This window comes from Acinetobacter sp. V116_7, assembly GCF_056735735.1.
In genome coordinates this window covers 218,204-240,048 of the sequence record NZ_JBWZIF010000011.1, presented here as the reverse complement: position 1 = coordinate 240,048, position 21,845 = coordinate 218,204, and the positions used below count along the sequence as shown (strand labels likewise).

General features: G+C 38.4%; 19 protein-coding genes. 14 read left to right on the top strand and 5 right to left on the bottom strand.

From position 1 onward, the window contains the following. Positions 1-115: 115 nt before the first annotated feature. On the top strand, positions 116-1,306 hold the full coding sequence (locus AC1PJP_RS01865) for a helix-turn-helix domain-containing protein (protein WP_111854217.1): 1,191 nt from the start codon (positions 116-118) through the stop codon (positions 1,304-1,306). On the opposite strand, the gene AC1PJP_RS01860 is transcribed toward AC1PJP_RS01865, so the two are convergent. Next, the gene (locus AC1PJP_RS01860) at positions 1,303-2,271 is read right to left on the bottom strand and encodes an alpha/beta hydrolase (protein ID WP_199942685.1); all 969 of its coding nucleotides are present in this window, start codon (positions 2,269-2,271) and stop codon (positions 1,303-1,305) included. The genes AC1PJP_RS01865 and AC1PJP_RS01860 overlap by 4 nt on opposite strands. 195 nt (positions 2,272-2,466) lie before the next feature. Next, positions 2,467-3,639: an iron-dependent methanol dehydrogenase gene (gene mdh / locus AC1PJP_RS01855; RefSeq protein WP_479766430.1), complete on the bottom strand. Its 1,173-nt coding sequence runs from the start codon at positions 3,637-3,639 to the stop codon at positions 2,467-2,469. A 230-nt stretch (positions 3,640-3,869) separates the two neighbouring features. Between mdh and AC1PJP_RS01850 the strand changes: the two genes are divergently transcribed. The 3 genes from AC1PJP_RS01850 (at position 3,870) to AC1PJP_RS01840 (ending at position 6,918) form a co-directional block, all read left to right on the top strand. Further along, positions 3,870-5,582 (top strand): AAA family ATPase, encoded by a 1,713-nt coding sequence (locus AC1PJP_RS01850; RefSeq protein WP_479766429.1) that lies wholly within the window; start codon positions 3,870-3,872, stop codon positions 5,580-5,582. Between the two features lie 43 nt (positions 5,583-5,625). Continuing rightward, the gene (locus AC1PJP_RS01845) at positions 5,626-5,985 is read left to right on the top strand and encodes a 5-carboxymethyl-2-hydroxymuconate Delta-isomerase (protein ID WP_005306564.1); all 360 of its coding nucleotides are present in this window, start codon (positions 5,626-5,628) and stop codon (positions 5,983-5,985) included. Between the two features lie 81 nt (positions 5,986-6,066). Beyond that, positions 6,067-6,918, top strand: coding sequence for an AraC family transcriptional regulator (locus AC1PJP_RS01840; RefSeq protein WP_479766482.1), 852 nt, complete (start codon positions 6,067-6,069; stop codon positions 6,916-6,918). A gap of 29 nt (positions 6,919-6,947) precedes the next feature. Here AC1PJP_RS01840 and thiM read toward each other — a convergent pair whose 3' ends face one another. The 3 genes from thiM to AC1PJP_RS01825 form a co-directional block, all read right to left on the bottom strand. After that, the gene (thiM, locus tag AC1PJP_RS01835; RefSeq protein ID WP_479754161.1) at positions 6,948-7,775 is read right to left on the bottom strand and encodes a hydroxyethylthiazole kinase; all 828 of its coding nucleotides are present in this window, start codon (positions 7,773-7,775) and stop codon (positions 6,948-6,950) included. Between the two features lie 34 nt (positions 7,776-7,809). Then, positions 7,810-8,967 (bottom strand): hypothetical protein, encoded by a 1,158-nt coding sequence (locus tag AC1PJP_RS01830; protein WP_199944433.1) that lies wholly within the window; start codon positions 8,965-8,967, stop codon positions 7,810-7,812. A gap of 152 nt (positions 8,968-9,119) precedes the next feature. Continuing rightward, positions 9,120-9,377 (bottom strand): hypothetical protein, encoded by a 258-nt coding sequence (locus AC1PJP_RS01825; RefSeq protein WP_013197392.1) that lies wholly within the window; start codon positions 9,375-9,377, stop codon positions 9,120-9,122. A gap of 319 nt (positions 9,378-9,696) precedes the next feature. On the opposite strand from AC1PJP_RS01825, the gene pepN reads away from it, so the two are divergent. From pepN to AC1PJP_RS01775, 10 genes are all read left to right on the top strand, one after another. Then, a complete protein-coding gene (gene pepN / locus AC1PJP_RS01820) occupies positions 9,697-12,303 on the top strand; it encodes an aminopeptidase N (protein WP_479766428.1) in 2,607 nt (868 codons plus the stop codon). A gap of 585 nt (positions 12,304-12,888) precedes the next feature. Next, on the top strand, positions 12,889-13,419 hold the full coding sequence (locus AC1PJP_RS01815) for a Csu type fimbrial protein (protein ID WP_192454053.1): 531 nt from the start codon (positions 12,889-12,891) through the stop codon (positions 13,417-13,419). Between the two features lie 73 nt (positions 13,420-13,492). After that, positions 13,493-14,197 (top strand): fimbrial biogenesis chaperone, encoded by a 705-nt coding sequence (locus tag AC1PJP_RS01810; RefSeq protein ID WP_479766427.1) that lies wholly within the window; start codon positions 13,493-13,495, stop codon positions 14,195-14,197. A 9-nt stretch (positions 14,198-14,206) separates the two neighbouring features. Continuing rightward, on the top strand, positions 14,207-16,666 hold the full coding sequence (locus AC1PJP_RS01805; protein ID WP_479766426.1) for a fimbria/pilus outer membrane usher protein: 2,460 nt from the start codon (positions 14,207-14,209) through the stop codon (positions 16,664-16,666). After that, positions 16,657-17,679: a Csu type fimbrial protein gene (locus AC1PJP_RS01800; protein WP_151768637.1), complete on the top strand. Its 1,023-nt coding sequence runs from the start codon at positions 16,657-16,659 to the stop codon at positions 17,677-17,679. The genes AC1PJP_RS01805 and AC1PJP_RS01800 overlap by 10 nt, the downstream gene beginning before the upstream one ends. A 227-nt stretch (positions 17,680-17,906) precedes the next feature. Beyond that, positions 17,907-18,593, top strand: coding sequence for a glutathione S-transferase family protein (locus tag AC1PJP_RS01795; protein ID WP_192454050.1), 687 nt, complete (start codon positions 17,907-17,909; stop codon positions 18,591-18,593). Between the two features lie 7 nt (positions 18,594-18,600). Continuing rightward, complete coding sequence (locus AC1PJP_RS01790) at positions 18,601-19,362, top strand: SDR family NAD(P)-dependent oxidoreductase (RefSeq protein ID WP_416684281.1); 762 nt, start codon at positions 18,601-18,603, stop codon at positions 19,360-19,362. 11 nt (positions 19,363-19,373) lie between these two features. Continuing rightward, on the top strand, positions 19,374-20,057 hold the full coding sequence (locus AC1PJP_RS01785; RefSeq protein ID WP_479766425.1) for an SDR family NAD(P)-dependent oxidoreductase: 684 nt from the start codon (positions 19,374-19,376) through the stop codon (positions 20,055-20,057). Between the two features lie 78 nt (positions 20,058-20,135). Next, positions 20,136-20,693 (top strand): chorismate mutase, encoded by a 558-nt coding sequence (locus AC1PJP_RS01780; protein WP_479766424.1) that lies wholly within the window; start codon positions 20,136-20,138, stop codon positions 20,691-20,693. Positions 20,694-21,264: 571 nt separating this feature from the next. Next, complete coding sequence (locus AC1PJP_RS01775; RefSeq protein ID WP_479766423.1) at positions 21,265-21,819, top strand: TetR/AcrR family transcriptional regulator; 555 nt, start codon at positions 21,265-21,267, stop codon at positions 21,817-21,819. Positions 21,820-21,845 lie beyond the last annotated feature (26 nt).

Below are 21,845 nucleotides of genomic sequence, written 5' to 3'. Positions count from 1 at the left end.
AAAGACTAACAAGAACCCTGTCAGTAGGTACTTTCGTACTTTGTATAATTAGGATATAAAGAAGAAGGTTGGAGAAAGGTTGGAATAGAAATGTGGATATATAAGGAATTTACAAATGTTCACAAAAAAGGATTTATTGCAGCAACGGACGTTGATTGATCAACTGCGCACGCAAAATAGTCTCTCTCCTCAGAATGCTGCCAAACTCGGCCAAAGTATTGCAAGCTCATGGGAACGGTCAGCTTCTGCTGCGATTCCTAAAGAGCGTTTTGCGGCTCCTTTAGTCGAAAAAAAATCTGCTTCACAAAATGCTTTAGATATGGCTTTAAGTCAGTGTGCTGACGATTTACGTCATATTGCAGAGCAATCTTCAATGGTGATTGCTGTCGGTGATATCGGTAGTACCATTATCTGGACGGCACCAAGTCCTCAAATGCAAAGTGCTGCTGAACGTGTACATTTTGTGCAGGGTGGTCAGTGGCGTGAAGAATTTGTGGGCACAAATGCCTTAGCTTTATCTTTAAAAACTCAACAATCAAGCTGTGTTTTTTCAAATGAACATTACATGGAATCGATCCATGAGTGGGTGTGCTATGCCGCACCGATTATCGATCCATACTCAAAACAAACCCTTGGTGTCGTTGATTTGTCAACGACTTGGAAGAACCATAATAGTTTAGGAATATTGGCTGCTGAACGTTGTGCATCCATTATTCAGTCTGCTTTGCTAGAGCAGCAGCGCCAGCAATTACATATTCGTGCATTTTCGACGCCACAAGTTAAATTTAATGGCAAAAGTTTATTATTAACACCGCGTCAAATTGAAATTTTAACCATATTGGCGTTATGTCCACATGGTTTAACTTTAGAGCATCTTTATCAGGCGCTCTATGGTGAACGTAAAGTCAGTATGGGTACGCTTAAAGCTGAAATGTCTCAACTACGAGATATTTTGGGCGGTTTACTTGGTTCACGCCCATATCGTTTGCTGGTGCATGTTGAAGCTGATTTTTTACAAGCGGAACAAGCACTCGATGCAGGATATGCAGCCTCGGCTTTGCAGCTTTACACAGGTGTATTTCTGGCAAAAACGGAAAGTCCGTTTTTATGTGCATGGCGTGACTGCCTTGAATCACGCTTGAGCGATGCAATTTTTAAAACGCAAGAAACTGATTTATTGCTTAAGCATTTAGCTCATTTCCCTGAAGCAATTGATGCGGTAGAACGTCTTATGGAGTTAGTACCGAGCGAACATCCCGCGCATCAATTGCTGATGAAATACCTTGACTCACCTAAGCTGAGTTAAGTGATTTTTTGATCCAGCCACTGAAACAATTGTTGATAGACTTGTTCTCGTACTGGCTGGGCCGAAAGGACTAAATCATGTAACCCATTGTGAATAGAGACAACAGAGACATCGCCTTTGATTTTTTTACCAAATTTTTCAATGTCTTTAACATCTAAAATTACATCGCTTTGAGTCGCATCTGTTCCCCATTTTTTAGGGTTTTTAGTCTGGTGAGAATGCATAATCAGTGCGGGAACATTGAGTTTAACCCCGCGATGTATTTCTTTTTGTGCCGTATGAATCGCATGTAGAAAGCTGAGTTGAACCGTAGGGGCAGAGGTAGGTTTCCAGTCCAGATTAAAGTCCCATTCGCCCTTGAGCTGTTTGTGAAGGCTCGCGGTGTACCATTTGTTTAATTGACTTGGGAATTTAACTTTTGGCAGATATTTTCCTACTCGACTGAGTACTGGAATACCAAATTTTTTCTCGACCAAGCTTAAATTAAAATCGTAAAACGGGCTGTTTGCCCAAAGTCCTTTAATCAGAGGGTGGTTTGGGTTATGGGCAGCATAAAGCGTTGCTGTCAAACCGCCAGTCGAATGCCCTGCAAGCAAGACTTGTGTGTGCTGTTCTTTGCCAATAATCTCTAATGCTTGTGTAATTTCGGCATCGTATTCATTTAAATCAAGAACATTATAGAAAATTTGATGAGGCAGCTTTGAACGGCCGTATTTCCTTAAATCCAAGGCATAGAAGTCATAACCATGAGCATTGAATTGCTCAGCCATTTGGGTTTGAAAGAAATAATCTAAAAAACCATGAATATAAAGCACGGCTTTTTGAGTCGATTGAGCGGCCTTTTTACGTATTAAGGTAGCTACAACTTTTCCTTCGTAATCATTAGGAAAGTTGAGTGTGAGCTGTTCGTAGCCAGCACCTAAAATATCTGGAACATAATTTTGATTAGCTGAAGATGTATTCATTTTTATCGAGCTATTGTAATTAAGACATGCTGAGTATCCTTCAATGAAATGGGCGAATTGTCAATCAGGTTTAGAGAGGGTTGGAATATAGTTTCTAAAAAAAGGGAATACCGCTGGAGCTAAGTATTCCCGAAAAAAGTAAGTCAACGGTCGGAGGGATTTGACTTACTAGAGGGATATGCCATTACATCAGTATTAAAGTGCTGCTTTAAAAATCTCCACAACTTGTGCATGGTTTGCTTTACGAGGGTTGGTCAACATACACGCATCTTTTTGAGCATTATCTGCCATCACCGCAAGGTCTTCAGTTTTCACACCTAGCTCTGTTAAACCAGATGGAATACCAATAGACGAAGACAGTTTACGAATGGCATCAATAGCAGCATATGCAGCTTCCATCACTGTTAATCCATGAGTTCTTACACCCATTAACTCCGCGATTTTTGCGTAACGATCTGGGCAAGCAATTAAGTTAAATTCACACACGTGTGGTAACAAGATTGCATTACATACACCGTGAGGTAGGTTGTAAAAACCGCCCAACTGGTGAGCCATGGCATGAACATAACCTAAAGATGCGTTGTTAAATGCCATACCAGCCAAGTACTGTGCATAGCTCATTGCATCACGCGCTTCGATATTTTCACCATTTGCGACAGCAGGTTGTAACCACTGGCTGATCATCGTAATCGCTTTTTCTGCACACGCATCGGTAATTGGATTTGCCGCTGTAGACACATATGCTTCAACTGCATGGGTTAACGCGTCCATACCTGTTGCCGCTGTTAAACCAGCTGGTTTTGCAATCATGAGTTTCGGGTCATCAATGGCAATAAGAGGGGTACAACGCCAGTCAACAATCGCCATTTTTACGTGAGTGTCTGTATTGGTAATAATACAGAAACGGGTCATTTCAGATGCAGTACCGGCTGTTGTGTTCACTGCAATCAGTGGTGTCATTGGCACTTTGCTTTTATCAATACCTTCGTAGTCACGAATATGACCACCACCAGCAGTGACTAAACCAATCCCTTTTGCACAGTCATGAGATGAACCGCCACCTAGAGAGACAATAAAGTCACAGCCATTTTCGTTATAGGCATTTACACCGTTATGAACATTAATATCGGTTGGGTTAGGTTCTGCACCCGGAAAAATATGGCTCGCAACGCCTGCTTCAGTTAAATAGTTTGCGATAAGATCTGCGACACCAAATCTAAATAAGCCTTCATCGGTCACAATTAATGCTTTTTTTGCGCCGAGGTTTTGTGCCTTTGTACCAATTTCTTTGGCACATCCTGGTCCAAAGAGTGATACGCATGGAATATAAAAACCGTTTGTTTGATCTGCAATATTTTTAAAAGCCATGGAGTGATTCCTTCTTCCATAAATCCATTGTTTGTTATTACAGGTGAGCCTCACCATGGGCCTAGTATTGTGATGTGAAGATTATTTTCCTACCTACCAAAAACCTACCAAATATTATTTTATTGTTAATTGTTGATTTATAATAATTTTACAGAAATTCTGGCGCATTCATTTAATTTTTTTTGGAAAGTCGTTAAGCTATGGGCTGTTGAAGATGTACTTATGAGATTATGAAACAGGAAACTGCGCTTAAACTGCTTAAAGCAGGTGAAAATGTCTTTTTAACCGGTTCGGCTGGTGCAGGGAAAACCTATACACTTAATCAGTACATCCAATACCTAAAAGCACGTAAAGTGCCTGTGGCAATTACGGCATCTACAGGTATTGCTGCAACACATATGAACGGCATGACCATTCATACATGGGCGGGCATCGGTATTAAAGATCAGTTGACTGACGATGACCTAAAACGTATGAAAGAGCGTAAATATCTCAAGGAACACCTTGAAAATGCGCAAGTTCTCGTCATCGATGAAATCTCGATGCTCCATGCTAAGCAGCTTAACTTGGTCAATCAGGTTTTAAAATATTTTAAAGAAAGTGATGAAGCTTTTGGCGGTATTCAAGTCATTGTTGCTGGAGATTTCTTCCAGTTACCACCCGTTGGGCGTAATAGTGAAGCCAACCGTGACAAGTTCTGTTTTATGTCTGATGCATGGGTCGAAGCCAAATTCCGCGTATGTTATTTAACAGAACAACACCGTCAAGATGATGAAATTCTAAATCAGATTTTAAATGCCATTCGTGCGCAGAATATTCAATCAGATCATTTACACGCATTACGTCAATCACGCTCGCATGATATTGGTGAGACCTTTACTCGTCTTTATACGCACAATATGGATGTCGACAATATCAATTATCAGCACTTAAATGAAATTGATAATGAAGGGCATCAATTCAATGCCGTTTTAGATGGTAATGAAAAGTTATTAGAAACTTTAAAATCTTCGGTTCGTGCTCCAGAAGAACTCACCTTGAAGAAACATGCAAAAGTCATGTTTGTCAAAAACAACTTTGATATGGGATATATCAACGGGAGTTTAGGCGAAGTGATTGGCTTTGAAGAAGATGATGAAAATGGGTTACTGCCAAAGGTAAAACTAACTGATGGCACGACATTGTTAGTTGCCCCTGAAACATGGTCAGTTGAAAATGAAGCAGGCAAAGTGATTGCAAGTTTTCAACAAATTCCACTTCGTTTGGCATGGGCGATTACCATTCATAAAAGCCAAGGCATGACTTTAGAAGCTGCTGAAATTAACCTCACGAATACCTTCGAAAAAGGTCAGGGTTATGTAGCATTGTCGCGTTTAAAATCTTTAACTGGTCTTAAGTTGTTAGGGATTAACGAGCAAGCTTTAGAGCTAGACAGTTTAGCTGTCAAAGCGGATCGCCGTTTCCAAGAGCTTTCTAAAGAAGCTGAAGACAACTTTGCAGATGTAGATTTAAGCGCTCAACACAAAGCCTTTATTCGTCATTGTGGCGGCACCTTAAATGAAACTGAGATTTCTCGTAATGAGAAAAAACTCGCAAAAGGTGGAAAGCAAAATTATGCTGCAGCAACGCTAGACGAGACACGTGCGTTGTTTGAAGAAGGCTACGAAATTGAAGACATCGCGCATGAGCGTGGTCTGACACCAGCAACCATCATTAATCATTTGGCTCGGCTTCATAAAGAACAAAAACTGGATATTTCAGTTGCCCATCCTGGTGAAGAAGTGGTCGAAGAAATTCGTAAAATTTATAAGAAGCTGAAAAAACGTCAAAATCCAGATCATTTTTCTGATGATGGTTCGATCAAACTAAGACCAATTGTTGAAGCAACCAGTCCTCGAATGGGATATGATCAGGTTCGATTAGCTTTATTATTTATTGAGTAAAGTTTAATTAGCTTAATTACTTATTACATAAATTGAGGTGGCTATGCCGCACGTTGTAGTTGATTATTCAGAAAACTTAACTGGATTAAACGCAAAACAATTACTTGAAGAAATTAATACCACACTGATTGAGACAGAGCTATTTAGTCCAGAAGACATTAAAAGCCGTGCGCGTAAAGACGAGGTTTTCCTCATCGGTTTAGGGGCTGATCAAGCTTATATTCATGTAAAAGTTTATATTTTGTCTGGAAGAACTGACGAACAAAAACAGCTAATGGGTGATCAGCTATTAACGGCGCTCAGCAATAAAAATTATTTACAACAAGAGTTTAATAAAGAAATTCAATTGTGCGTTGAGCTTGTTGATATGCCAAGAGAAGATTATTTCAAGCAAGTTGTATAACACTAAAAAGCGCAATTTCGATCAAGAATAGAGATCAGCACTATGTAAAAGTAGTGCTATCGAATGAACAGACATAAATGTATGGCTGTATATATCCAAAAGCTGCAACTGGTTTGCGATTATATTCAAAGACATTTAGATGAAGATTTAGATGTTGACCGATTGAGCCAGATTGCGGCCTTATCTAAGTTTCATTTTCATCGTATTTTTGCCATTCATATTGGTTTAAATGTGATGAAGTTTATTCAACTTTCTCGTTTAAAGCGGGCCTCTTTTCAATTGGCTTTTGAACCTGATCTCAAGATTATTGAGATTGCATTACAAGCAGGGTTTGACAGTCCAGAGGCATTTACTCGTGCATTTAAGCGTTCATTTGATCAAACTCCTCGGGCTTTTAGAGATAAACCGGACTGGGAATCTTGGCACCAGAAGTTTGTTTTTACACTTCCAAAAAGTGAGCTAAAAATGAATGTAAATATTGTTGAGCGTCCTGCTGAAAAGATTGCCTATCTCTCTCATTTAGGCAGTCCAGATAAAGTCTTTGAAACCGCTGCGCGTTTTATTGCTTGGCGCAAAGAAACAGGTTTGTCGCCTGTGACCAAGTCTAGAACTTACGGTATTCCGTTTGCTGACCCTGACCAGACTCCGTGTGATGATTTTCGATTTGATATTGCTGGTTCAATTGAAAAGGCTGTACCCGAAAATAGTTACGGCGTACAAACAGGGGAAATTCCTGCCGGTCGTTATGCGACTGTAAGACATTTGGGTAGCCACGACCAGATTAAAGATAGTGTTTATTACATCTTTAGAAACTGGTTACCTGAGCAAGCCGAAGAAGTAGGGGAATATCCAGTTTTCTTTCACTATCATAACTTTGTGCATGATGTGAAAGAGTGTGATCTTATTACAGATATCTACTTACTTTTAAAATAAGAGTAGTTGGATAAAGGCATAACTTGCGGTTATGCCTTTAAACCTAATAGCTTTATATTTGCATATTGCTCAATCAGGTTATCATCTAACATATGGATATAGTCCATAAAAATGGTACTAAAACTTCCCATGGTTTGTGCCTGATTGGCAGCAAGTTTACCTGCAATTGCAAAATGTACATGGGCCGAAAGCGCTGCAATGGTTGGAGTCGTTACCGCACTATATGCAGCAATTAATGCACCTAAAGCACAACCAGTTGCTGTAATTTTGGGTTGTAAGGGGCTGCCACCGTTAACTTGGATAACGACATCGAGTTCTTTAGATAAAATGTAATCTGACTCACCTGAAATTGCGATACAGTCGGTATGTGCTAATAGCGCGTAAGCTTGTCGATAGGCATCATCACTGCTTAGGGTACTATCAACACCTTTAGATTGAACTTGATTACCTGCAAGTGTACTGATTTCTGAAGCATTACCACGAATAACACTCGGCTTAAACTGTAGAAGCTCATCTGTCATTTGACTGCGCCAAGCTAAAACTGGCCCATAGCCCACCGGATCAAGTACCCATGGAATGTTATTAAGCTGTGCTGTTTTTGCAGAGATTTGCATGGCCTGCATTTGCTCTGAAGTTGGGGTGCCTAAATTAATGCTTAAAGCCGATGAAATTTTGGTAAAACTTTCTGCTTCATAAGGATTATCAATCATCGCAGGTGAAGCACCAGAAGCGAGTAACACATTGGCTGTATAGTTAGCTGCAACGCTATTGGTAATACATTGCACAAGAGGCGTTTTTGCCTGCATGCTTTGCCAAGCTTCAATGACCTGTTCAATCAAACTAGATGTCGATGTCATATTATTATCCCTAGTAAGCTAAAGTGATATAGATTTAGTGGGTAAAATAGTGGTCCTGATGCTTACATTTTTGGCAAATCAAAGAAACATAATCTGCCGCATCATAATCAACGGTTAAATCATTTGAACCACAATGCATACAACGTTTGACAGAATAAAAATTTAAACGTGGTTCAATTTTGCGCCATGCTTTCCATACAGGTTGTACAAATATCTGTTCGTCATAACCTAAGAAACGGTTAAGCAAAATATAACTCATTTTACTATAGGGAATATTATGAGGACGAGGCAGCATGGAGGTTTCCCACTTTTCAGTTAAGGCTCTCTCACGATATTGCTCTAATGTTTTCTTTAATAAATTGGTGTTAATAAATTTATCATTGCGAGGCTGCAATGCTTTTTGTTTATAAAGGTATTCGAGTGCCGTCTGAATTAGATAATAGATCTGTCCAATCGCCAATGATTCCATTAAGCGGTAGCAAAAGCTTTGGAAATTTGAATTCCCAGCAATCTGGATGCCCCAAGTTCGACAATAAAATTGCATGAACTGAATAATTTCTTGATAGAGCACCTGAAAAAGTACATCTTTAACTTCATCTGCACTACGAAAGGGAACGCCGTAACTTAAATTTTCATAAAACCAGTTCCGCAGTTGTTGAGCCACACTAAATAAACTTGGATCGCTGTAGCCATCTAAACGAATATTTAAATAAAAACACTGTGGATCTTCAGTTTGATCATTTGCATTCAAAATGCCATCTTTATGTAGCTGTTTAATTAAATAGCTCTGAAACATCCAGTTAGGGGTGATGTGATGATATTTAATTTTGTCCCAATGAATATATTCATCATGAGTGATTTCTTCACGTGCATATTCATCTAAAAGACTCAGCAAGAAAAGTTTATGTAAGAAGCTGAGCTGTTCCAGACTGCGTTGTGGCTGTTCTTTTGATTTAAATTGACGTTGTTCTTGTAAACGGGTTTGCTGTAAAAGCTTTTTCCGTTGTTTTGTGCATGTCTCACAGTGGCACGTCATTTTTTCATCTTTAAATATGCGGTGCTGACAATGACTGCATTCATGAAATTGAATGTCTTGTTCAAATTGCTCGGCATCTACCCAGTACATTGAAGCTTGGCAGAGAGGACAATGGCTACTTTCATCCAGTTGTTTCTGTAGAATTTGTAAGGCCATTTTGCTCCGAACATAAAATAAAAAATGATGGGGGCTATTATACACAGCCGTACTGTATATGGCTGAGATTGCGAGTTCCGTTTGTTGTTAAAATAAAAAGACCTAAAATCTATGTGGGAATTTTAGGTCTTCATCTCGAGTTAAATTGTTGATTAAACAGGGCACGGCAAGTTCTCATCATTCTGTCCAAGTTTTTTGGCATTAATGAGTGCCTGTACTTTTTTACTTGGTAATTTTACTTTGCCTAGTGCATCGTAAGTATTCACAATGGAGCTAACCTCCTGAGTGGTCATAGAAATACCTTCCGCAGTTAAGAACACCGCAATCACATGGTGATCGAGTCCAGCTGCGTGTAAATCATGAATCGCTTTAATATTTTCTAAACGATGAAAATGTGCTTTTAATTCCATATTGACACCTCTTGCTCTTATTGAAATACCCATATTGGTCTATTTAAATAGGCAAGAACCATGCCCAAAATGTAAGCTGACTCTAAAAAATGTTAAAAGCTAAAGGTGTTTTATTTTTATTGTATAGATTGCTTATATAAACAACGATTATCGTAAATTTGGTCTAATCTGTGCTAATAAAACCCGATTCTAATTTGAAATGTATCAATGAAGTCCCATTAATTTTATAAAGGTAAGCAAATACAGTATGTATGACTTGGCTTATGATATTTCATGGCGACTCATACTGCCGTTTTAGACGAGTATATAAGGAATAAAGATGAATATTGCGGCGCAGCCTCCAGTTCAGGCAGATCAAACAGTTTATTTAAAAGATTATCAAAAACCTGCGTTTTTAGTTGAATCAATTAATCTTGATATTCAAGTATATGATGATAAAACGATTGTTGATTCAACGTTGGTGATGAAGCGCCAAACTGAGGGCGATCTGGTTTTACTTGGTCGTGATCTTGAGTTGCAATCTGTTCAGTTAAATGGACAAATTTTGACTTCTGCACAATATTCACTCGATAGTGAGCAATTGGTGATCACTAACGCACCAGCTGAAGTCATTTTACAAATACAGGTCATTATTCATCCTGAAACCAATACTCAATTAGAAGGTTTATATAAAGCCGATGAGTTGTTTGTAACCCAAAACGAACCTGAAGGTTTCCGCAAAATTACGTTCTATCCAGACCGTCCAGACGTACTTTCAGTCTTTACTACACGTGTAGAAGCAGACAAAAAATATCCAGTGTTACTTGCCAATGGTAATTTGCTAGAAACAGGTGAAGTTGGCGAAAACCGCCACTTTGCCATCTGGCAAGACCCGACTAAAAAACCAAGCTATTTGTTTGCTTGTGTCATTGGTGATTTAGCTGTACTTAAAGATCGTTATACGACGTCTGAAGGGCGCGATGTTGCTTTGGAAATCTATGCGATTGAGAAAGATATTCCAAAATGCCATATCGCGATGGAAGCATTAAAGCATTCTATGCGTTGGGATGAAGAACACTATGGCCGTGCCTATGACCTCGACAACTATATGATTGTTGCGGTAAGCCAATTCAACATGGGTGCAATGGAAAATAAAGGTTTAAATATCTTTAACACGTCATGTGTACTTGCCGACGAAGAATATACAACCGACGCAGCGATTATGCGTGTGCAGTCTGTGATTGCCCATGAATATTTCCATAACTGGACAGGGAACCGTATTACTTGCCGTGACTGGTTCCAACTTTGTTTAAAAGAAGGCTTAACGGTATTCCGTGATCAATCTTTCTCAGAAGATTTACAATCTGCTGCGGTTCAACGTATTGATGATGTCGCTGTGCTTAAATCTCATCAGTTCCCTGAAGATGCAGGTCCATTGTCGCATCCGCCACGTCCAGACCACTTTGTCGAAATTAATAACTTCTATACAGCAACTGTTTATGAAAAAGGTGCGGAAATTAATCGCATGATGTCGACTTTACTGGGCAAAGAAAAATACCGTCAAGGAACTGATGAGTATTTCCGCCGTCATGATGGGCAGGCTGTAACTGTAGAAGATTGGGTTGCTGCTTTAACTGCGGGTTCAGGTGTAGATTTATCTGCATTCTTAACTTGGTATAATCAACCAGGTACACCAAAGCTTGAAGCAAAAGGTGAATATGATGCAGTAGCACAAACTTACCGTTTAAGCTTTAAACAAAGTCTGAAAGCACATCCTAAATACCCAAATTTAAGAGCTGTTCCGATTCCTGTAGCTTTGGCGCTATTTAATGCTAAAACAGGTGAGCAATATACATTGCACAGTGACAGCCTATTCGTAAACGATGTTAAAGATGGCGTGTACTTGTTTGACCAAGCTGAGGCAAGCATTGAATTTACTGGCGTGACTGAGCAACCAGTGGTGTCGCTACTGCGTAATTTCTCAGCTCCTGTAAATCTTGTATTTGATTATACCGATGAAGAATTAGCATTCTTAATTCAGCACGAAACGAATGGTTTTAACCAATGGCAAGCCACACAAACCTTGCTTGAACGTATCTTGCTAGAAGACCATTCTGCCGATGCGTACATTCAAGCTATTCAAAGCACTTTACCTGAGCTAGTTGGTCGTGACCCGCTTTTAGCATCGCGTTTATTTGATGTGCCAAGTGAAGGTTATTTAGGTAGTCGTATCGATCAGAACTATGCACCATCCGATATTCATGTCAAACGTGAAGCCTTGCTGAATCGTTTAGCACAAGAGCTGGGTTCATTCTGGAAAGATACTTACCTTACGCTTGACCCAGACTTGCAAAAAGAATTTTCTTTGGCAATGGGTGTGCGTGCGTTAAAGAACATTATGCTGATGATGATGGCTCGTCAGGGTGACCAAACTGCATTTGAACTTGCACACGTGCAATATCAAAACACAGGTAATATGTCTGAACGCTTAGGGGCGTTACGTGTATTGGTTTGGCAAAATGCGCCTCAAGCTCAAGATGCACTTGCTGATTTCTATGACCGCTTTAAAGATGAAGCCTTGTCTTTAGATCAATGGTTCATGATTCAGGCAGCAAACCCAAATGCGACAGCAGAAACAATCGAGTACCTGACTCAACATCCTGACTATGATTTAACAACGCCAAACCGTATTCGTGCGGTGAGTGGAGGGTTGTCAAATAACCCTGAAAATACTTGGGGCTTTGGTGTAGCTCACTTTATTAACCTTGCACAATATCTAGATGAAAAGAACCCAATTTTAGGTTCACGTCTGTTACAGGTATTGTCGCGTTGGTACACACTTGCTGAACCGCAACGTACTCAAGTGCAACAGGCTTTACAAGCATTACAGCCTAAAGTGAAATCGAAAAACGTTTCTGAAACTTTAAATAGTATGTTAAGCGTTTAATTATTTAAAAATACTTAATAAAGGTCTCGTAAGAGGCCTTTACTTTTTTATATATGTAATAGTTATTCAACGTTTTAAATAAACAAAAATATCCTTGTTGTAGTTCATCTGTAGCTCTAAGTTGTATCATTTTATTGTTTTATAAATTATAAAACTTAATATTTTTTGAAGATGGATCTTTAAGAAATAATATAAAATGAAAATTAAAGAGATAAATAATATAAAAATAAATAAATTAAGAAATAATATCTAATTTTTTAAGGTGAGCTCGATTCTGTAATATTTATTTAAATTTAATTTAATATTTTATCTAATAATTTTATTAAATTTAGTTAAATCATATATTTATGTTTTGTAATTATTGTTTTTTGTATCCATAGAATAAGTTTAGGTAAATTTGTTTTATAGATTGGAAATAAAAATAATAACGTGAACATGCATTTTAATTGTTTTTGTGTATTATATTTAAAATAGGATAAAAAAATAAGCTTTATAAGGAGCCCTTAAATAGAAATGATTGTAAGAATAAGTGGCAAATTTTTTATATCTATTACTTTTAACAATTTCATTTAAAAGGTTTTAACTATGAAAAAGACTTTTTTTCATTTATCACTCATTGCTGTAGGGGTATTTTCCCTCAATGCAGCAAATGCAGCTACAGCAACAGGTACATTAACTGTTAAGGCAACCGTAACGAATAGTTGTGTCTTAAATACTTCTGCAACCGGAACGACAACAAATGCAGTTTTAGACTTTGGTACATTAAGTTCACTTACTAGCAATGTCGATGCAGATACCACAACAACAGGTGGTACCTCAATTAAAGTTCTTTGTAATAATACTGTGCCATGGACTTTGTCATTTGATGGTGGTCAGAATGTTTTATCAACTCAACGTCGCATGATTGGTGGTGCAACTAGCAACGAATATATCCCTTACAACCTTTTCTCTGACACAGGACGTGCCACAGCAATCGGTATTGCAACAACTGCCTATAGTGGAACTGCAACTGGTAATGTTCAAACAGTGAATGTTTATGGCCGTATTCCTGCCGGCACAACTTTACCAAGTGCTGGTAGCTATGTTGATAGTGTAACTGTAACGGTAACTTATTAATTTGTATAAATTAAAAATACATTAGCCCTTTTAAAAGGGCTAATACATTAAAAAAGTTATATTTGAGCAAATTATGAAAAAAAATATTTTTATTATTACGGGATTATTCTTATCTTTATCTAGCTCTATTAACGCCGCGACAATCCGTCTTTCGCCTGTGAATGTAGAAATATTAAGTAATCAAAATGCTTCATCAATTAGTTTATTTAATCAGTCAAATGAAAGTACTGATTTGCAGATTCGCGTATTTGAATGGACTCAAAAAAATGGACAAGATCAGTTAACACCTACAGATGAGATTGCCATTAGCCCACCATTTTTAAAATTACAGTCTAATGATTCGTATAACTTACGTGTAGTCAGAATTAATCCAACACCTATTTCTGGTGAAAAAACCTATCGTATTATTATTGATGAATTACCAAAACCAATAGATAGCCGTAAAGCTGCTCAGGGCGTAAATGTATTACTTCGCTCATCATTACCCGTATTTGTAGTCAATAGAGATGCAATCACTAAACTAAATTGGAAAATTGATACAAATCAGGAAGCGCCTTCTTTAAATATTAGTAATATTGGAAACCGACATGCGCTCTTAAATAATTTAATGCTTGTTGATACAACAGCGAATAAAAGTTACCCGATTAAAGTAAATACCGTAAATGGTTATATTCTTGCGGAGCAGGCACGAAGCTACTCGATTAGTAACTTTACCTATCAGCCAAATCATAAATACAGTGTATCTCTGACAGTTAACGGTAAGAAAACCACACTTTAAGAGGCTTATATGAAATACATTATAGGTGTCTTATGTGTTACGTATTTTCCTGCGTATTCTTTTGCCGAACAGTTACAAGATTATACGAATACTGCGGTTCCTAGTGTTCCTAAATCAGTTGGTAGCAATAATAAATATACACAATTAGAGACGAATGAGCAGGATCAAGATGTTAATTTCATTAAATTATTTTTAAATGTTTCTATTAATTCTAATGCATCTGAAGACTTAGTTGCTGCGAAGCAATCTAAGGATGGAAAGTTATTTATCCGTTCAGGTGTGTTAAAAACTTTAAGACTAAAAATAGATGAGCAGCTTCCTGATAGCCAATGGGTGTGTATTAACGAGCTAAAAGGAATCCAGTTTAAATATTTAGAGAATGAACAGGCTCTAAATTTACAAGTTCCATCGAGCATGTTAACTGGTTACTCAGTTGATTTAAGCGGCCAGAAGGTCACCAGCCCTCATTTGCTGAAAATGAAGCCCTTAAATGCGGCTATTCTGAACTACAGCCTGTATAACACTATAACCAATGACGAGAATGTTTTCTCAGGTTCGGCAGAAGGGATTTTTAACAGCGCAATTGGTAACTTTTCTTCGGGCGTTTTATACAACGGTAGTAATGAAACGAGTTATAGCCATGAAAAATGGGTGCGCTTAGAAAGTAAGTGGCAATATGTAGATCCTGAAAAAGTCAGGATATATACCTTAGGGGATTTTATTTCCAATAGTTCTGATTGGGGGAATAGTGTACGTTTGGCGGGTTTCCAGTGGTCGAGTGCTTATACTCAACGAGGTGATCTTGTCACCTCGGCACTGCCGCAATTTTCAGGCTCGGCAGCACTTCCTTCAACACTAGATTTATACGTTAACCAACAAAAGATTTATTCAGGGCTTGTGCCATCAGGTCCATTTGACATTAAGCAGCTCCCATTTATTTCAGGCAATGAAGTGACTCTTGTGACTACTGATGCAACGGGTCAGCAGAGCATTACTAAACAGGCTTACTATTTTTCATCAAAAATTCTGGCAAAAGGTATTAATGAATTTTCAGTAGATGTTGGGGTTCCACGCTATAACTATGGACTATATTCAAACGATTATGATGATGCCACTTTTGCTTCGGGTGCGATTCGATATGGTTACAGCAACTCGCTGACCTTAAGTGGTGGCGCAGAGGCTTCGACAGATGGTTTATCGAACCTGGGCACTGGTTTTGCCAAGAACCTATTTGGCTTTGGGGTGATTAATGCTGACATCGCAGCGAGCCAGTATAAAGATGAAAACGGTTATTCTGCTTTGCTTGGATTAGAAGGACGCATTAGTAAGAATATTTCGTTTAATACCAGTTACCGCAAAGTATTTGATAACTACTTTGACCTTGCCCGTGTGTCTCAAGTTCGATATTTAAAAGATAACCAGATAACTTCTGAGCCGCAGAACTACCTGAGCTACAGTGCATTGGCAGATGAGATTTTTAGGGCAGGGATGAGCTATAACTTTTACGAAGGCTATAGCGCCTATCTGGGTTATAACCAGATCAAATATAGCGACAATGCTAATAAATTAGTATCTGCCAATTTAAGCGGAACTCTGAACAATAACTGGGGCTTTTATGCATCAGCTTATAAAGATTATGAAAATCAAAAAGACTATGGCATTTACTTTGCGCTGCGCTATACACCATCTACCCGAGTTAATGCGATTACGAGTGTTTCTAGTGACAACGGCAGTCTAAGGTATCGCCAAGAATTATTCGGTTTATCAGAACCTCAAATCGGTTCATTTGGATGGGGTGGCTATGTTGAACGTGATCAGGATGCGCAAGAGAATAATGCTTCAATTTATGGCTCTTACCGAGCTCGGGCAGCTTATCTGACAGGTCGATATAACCGAATTGGAGATAATGACCAAGTTGCAGTTTCAGCGACAGGATCATTGGTTGCGGCAGCAGGTCGGATTTTTGCGGCCAATGAAATTGGAGACGGCTACGCAGTTGTGACCAATGCTGGGCCACAAAGCCAAATTTTAAATGGTGGAGTAAATCTAGGAACAACAGATAAATCTGGAAGGTTTCTTATTCCAAGCCTCATGCCATATAGAGAGAACCATATTTATTTAGATCCATCGTATCTGCCTTTGAATTGGAGCGTGAAGTCTACAGATCAGAAAACAGTTGTAGGTTATCGCCAAGGTGGTCTTATTGACTTTGGTGCTCATCAGGTCATTTCTGGATTAGTGAAACTTGTTGACCAGAATAATTCACCTTTATTACCGGGCTATACGGTTCGAATTAATCGTCAGCAAGATGGTGTAGTTGGCTACGACGGTGAAGTATTTATTCCAAACCTATTAAAGCAAAACAAGCTTGAAGTCGATCTTCTGGATCATGGTTCATGCCAAGTTGACTTCACATATAACAGTAATCAGTACTCAACTAAAAAATTGGGACCTTATGTATGTCATTAAATATTATGAATAAGGCTCAAATAGAGAGCTATAAGAAATTTTCATTGTCTTTAAAATACTTTATAGGTATTTGCTTATTTTATCTTGTTTATGCATTTTTTAGTCCAGCACATGCTGCTTGTACGGTAGCTGGAACCACAAATAATACGTTTACCTACACAGCAGCAAATATTAATAGTGATGCAACTGTAAACCTTTCAGGAACAATTACTTGTACGAATGGAGGAATAATACCTCAGATATCTCCATTTATGTGTATGAAGACAGTATTTACAGGAGCAACTACTGCGAATAATAGTGTGACTTTACCATATACGGTCACTGCAACTGTAGGTGGAGCAGGTTCTTCTACCACCAACCAAACCTCCAATGTTTGGTATGGTCCAGTGGTAACACTTGCTTCAAATAATATTCTTAGCTACTCAGTAAATGTGAAAGTACCAGCTCGAACGGGGTCACTCATTGCCTACCCTAAAGGAACCTATACAGCTACGGTTCAACTATTTTGGGATATGGATCTTTTAGCGGTGTTATGTTTAGGTGATTTACTCAGCTGGGACTCTGGAAATGTAACTTTAACAGCGAACTTTGTGGTACCAAGTATGTGCCAATTAAACTCAACCTCAACAGTAGATTTCAGCAATATTAATGATATTAGTACGACTAAGCGGGATTACACAGCGCAAGGAGCAGTAAATTCGACCTGTAATTATGGAACGCCATATAGCATTTATTTAGGAGATGGAAACAACCGTATTGCTGGTGGATTCCGGCGTATGACTAATGGTAATAATGAATATATTCCCTATCAGTTATATAAAGACTCTAACTATAGTGCGGTATGGGATGCTACAGGTGGCGTAACCAATGTTGGGGGAGCAGGGGGAGTATCTGGTACGGGAACAGGTAGCGCTCAAAGCACACCTGTCTATGGAAAAATTCCGCAAGGTACTTCCATTGCAAGTACACCAGGAAGCTATTCTGATAGTGTTGTTGTGACAGTGACTTATTAATTTATCAAATATACGCGGTTCTATTTTAGTCGTATGGTTCCGCGTAATTTCAATTATATTCATTAAAATGGCTAAACATAAAACGATATAAATCAATTAATTTTGGAATTTTAAAACTTATTCGTCATCAAAAACAGTTTGACTTAAAAATACATTCTGTATATTTATTGGTTAGTTCTAAAAAAGAACTAGTAAGTAAAACAGGCAATTAAAATAAAGGTGAACAAATGTCGGATATTATTTTGCATCAATGGGAAATTTCCCCATTTTGTCAGAAAGTTTCAAGAATTTTGAAATTTAAAGGAATCTCATTTGAAACAGTTAACTATAACGGCATTCTGGGAGCTAAGGTCCCTTTGCTCAGTAAAGTGGGTAAAGTACCTGTAATTGACCATAATGGACAGCGAATACAAGACAGTACCCGAATTGCTCGCTACCTAGAAGAAACTTACCCAGATACACCACGGCTTTATCCAGAAGATCCAAATCAAAAGGCACTTGCAGAGTTGTGGGAAGACTGGGCAGATGAAGCTCTCTATTTTTATGAAGTCTATTTACGTGTAAATGACCCAGATGCGCTAGAAGAAGCAATTCGCATTAGCAGTATTGGCCGCCCAGCGTATGAAAGACCAATGGTAAAAGGATTTATTTTAGCCGAGTTAAAAACACAGCTTTTCTTTCAAGGTTTAGGCCGAATGAAAGCTGAAAATGTTGAAGCAGAGTTTATAAGGCACCTCGACCGTATCGAACAAGTTTTATCGCAAAGTGAATGGTTAGTTGGAGACTCTCAGACAATTGCCGACATTGCTGTGGTCGCTCAACTTGGTGAAGTGGTTCGCACAAGCAAAAAATTTGGTAAAGAAATTTTGGATCGTCCGTTTATTGCTTTATGGTATAAAAAACAAACAGGGTGAAATGACCATGACATTAGCAACATCAGATAAAAAATTAGATTGTGCAGTTGTTATTGGCGTTGGGGCATCACAAGGTATTGGCGCAGCCGTCTGCCATCGTTTTGCAAAAGAAGGTTTAAAAGTTTATGTCGCTGGGCGCACTTTCCAGAAAATTGAAGCAGTGGCTGCCGAAATTCATTCGAAAGGTGGGGACGCTGTAGCGTTCCGTTTGGATGCAGAAGATATAAAGCAGGTACAAGCTTTATTTGACACAATCACCAGTCAAAATGAGCGCATTACTGCTGTCATTCATAATGTGGGGGGAAATATTCCCTCAATCTTTTTAAGAAGTCCGCTGTCGTTTTTTACGCAAATGTGGCAATCCACTTTTTTATCGGCTTATTTAGTTTCTCAAAGTTGTCTGAAAATCTTTAAAGATCAAAACCACGGTACACTTATTTTTACAGGAGCGAGCGCTTCTTTGCGCGGGAAACCTTTTTTTGCAGCTTTTACCATGGGTAAATCTGCTTTGCGGGCTTATGCACTCAATCTAGCTCAAATCTATAAATCACAAGGCATACATATTGCTCATGTGATTATTGATGGAATGGTCGATGGCGATAGAGTAAATAAAGCATTATTTGGTCTGGGGCGGTTAGCCCGCCTTACACGTGGCACGGGTGGCCTCAATATTGATGCAATTGCAGAAAACTATTGGATGCTTTATCAACAAACGCCGAAGCTTTGGACACATGAACTCGATTTACGCCCTTACCAAGAAAAATTTTGAGAGAGACTAAAATGCTAAAAAAAATATGTCAGAGATTTCAAAAAAAGCAGGGCTGTGTTGTCGTTGCTGGTCATGATTTACACCTAATCGAGCGTGATTTTGTAATTCTAGATAAAAACGCACAATTTCCATTACATCTTTATCAGGTTGTACATGATTCAGCTGTGCAAAAAATCCAAGTTCACTCCATCAACGATGGCGTGACAGCAGTTCATTTGAACTTAGTAAATGCAGATCATTTAAAAAGCTTGGTGCGTTATATTTCCAATCAAAGACATACAATTGAACTCTGTGTGTTTCAGCCGAACTTTTCATCTTCGCCAAATATTGAGGCTTTATCTTTAGAAGAGATTGAGCACAATTGGCAGACCACAGGTTTAAGTGCAGTAAGTGTAGCGCAAGCTGTGATTAAGCCGATGTTAAAGCAGCAGCGGGGCACTGTTATTTTTCTTGGCGCACCATTTAACAACTCGACCCATTACGATGTGTTAAGCCAAAGCATGTTTGCAGGTATTCGTGCTTTAGCGCAGTCATTAGCAAGAGAGTTTCATCCTAAAGGCATTCATATTAGCTATTGCATGGTTGAAAAATGGGATGGACAGAGCCAGCATTTTATTTCATCTGTTAAGCAAGTGTGCCAACACATCTATCAGCAGCCTAATTCGGCATGGAGCCAAGAACTCAGCCTATCTTGAAATTTTACTTTCGCATGTTGTTAAAATACAGTACTGATCTGGAATGACGACAGAACAATAATTTCGATAGGTATTTACATGACAAAAATTAAGAGTGCTCAGCCAGCTGTTAAAGTGGTTTGTACGTTGGCAGCTTTCATGTGTGTTTCTTCATTAGCGCAAGCATATCAATATGATCAAACTGCTCGTTTAATTAACGAGCGTTTATCTTATATGAAAGATGTCGCGGGTTATAAAGCAGAACAGCATTTACCGATTGAAGATTTAACTCAAGAAAAGAAAGTTCTTGATCAATCACTTTCAGAAGCGGAATCTTTTGGCCTAAATAGTGAAACAGTTAAGCCATTTATTGTGACTCAAATGAATGTTGCCAAGGCCATTCAATACCGATATCGTGCAGATTGGTTGTCGAGTCCAGAAACTAATTGGAAACCACAAGATTTAGCCGAAGTACGTTTAAAAATTAGTACACTAAATACTGAGCTTTTAAAAAATATTACCTATGAACTCAAGAAAAATAATAACAAAGCACCTCATAGCTGTAGCTATATGTGGTCTGTACAGCATCCTCAACTTAAAGAGGCCGATAAAAAAGCTTTATGTATGACATTAAATAAAATTAAGTTAAGAGAATGAAAAACAATAATTATTTAACCATTTTCCACTCAATATCACATTGACACCCAAAATCTCTCCGATTATCCTTTGCCTGCTGGCCACATTGCCAGTCGGTTTTAGCAGACCGTTTTCATCTAGGACATCAAAAAAGTAATTTTTTGGTGTCGAACTCGTTCGTCTCCCTTCGTAGCGGTAGGACGGAGGAGGGACGCCCTCGGGCGTGCCGGTTCCTAGATGACTGGTCTGCTAACCCTTCTTCGTTCTGCCACCATAATCATTTAGCAGTGATTTGGCAGAACTTCTATTTCATCTAGGAGTTCGCTCATGCGTACTATTTCATCTCTCTCATTGGCAGTCCTTGCCAAAATCTTTACGTCTATACCTCACTTGCATTTAAAGCAGTTTAATCGACTATAGGTTTTAACCTTTAGAACATTACGACTAAAAAATCATATCAACAATAAAGCCTGAGATATGTAAGGCAGGATTTGTGCTGCCTTGATGTGCCTGTTTTTAGCACTCAATTTAAGAGTGACGGCATTTTTATCTCATTTATATACAACAAAAAATTATTTTAAACGGTATGTCTATGCCAACTTTAGAAGCATCATTTAAAGCACTGCGAGGGCTGCACGCGGCAAGAAATTTATTTAATCAATATGGCTTTAATAATGTCGGTGTAGACCGAATTGTTAGCGATGCTAAAATACCCAAAGCCACTTTTTATAACTGCTTTTCATCTAAAGAAAAACTTATTGAGATGTGTCTGACTTTTCAAAAAGATGCGTTAAAAGATGAGGTGTTTTCCATTATCCATTCGTACCGTGAACTTATGGTTTTCGATAAGTTAAAGAAAATTTTCTTTTTACACGCTGATTTAGACGGGTTTTACCATTTGCAGTTTAAAGCCATTTTTGAAATTGAAAAACTTTATCCCACCGCCTATAAGGTCGTTAGTGACTATCGAAATTGGTTCATTAAAGAAATTTATAAGCTGATTTTAACCGTAAAAGTTACCGCTACACTTGAAGACGCCTACATGTTTTTATTCGTGATTGATGGGGCAATGGTTCAACTTTTAAGTGCAAATAAGATCGATGAAAGAGATAAGTTATTAGAATATTTTATGTCGATGCTTACTTAAATTGGCGAAGACTTTAATGCTTAAAG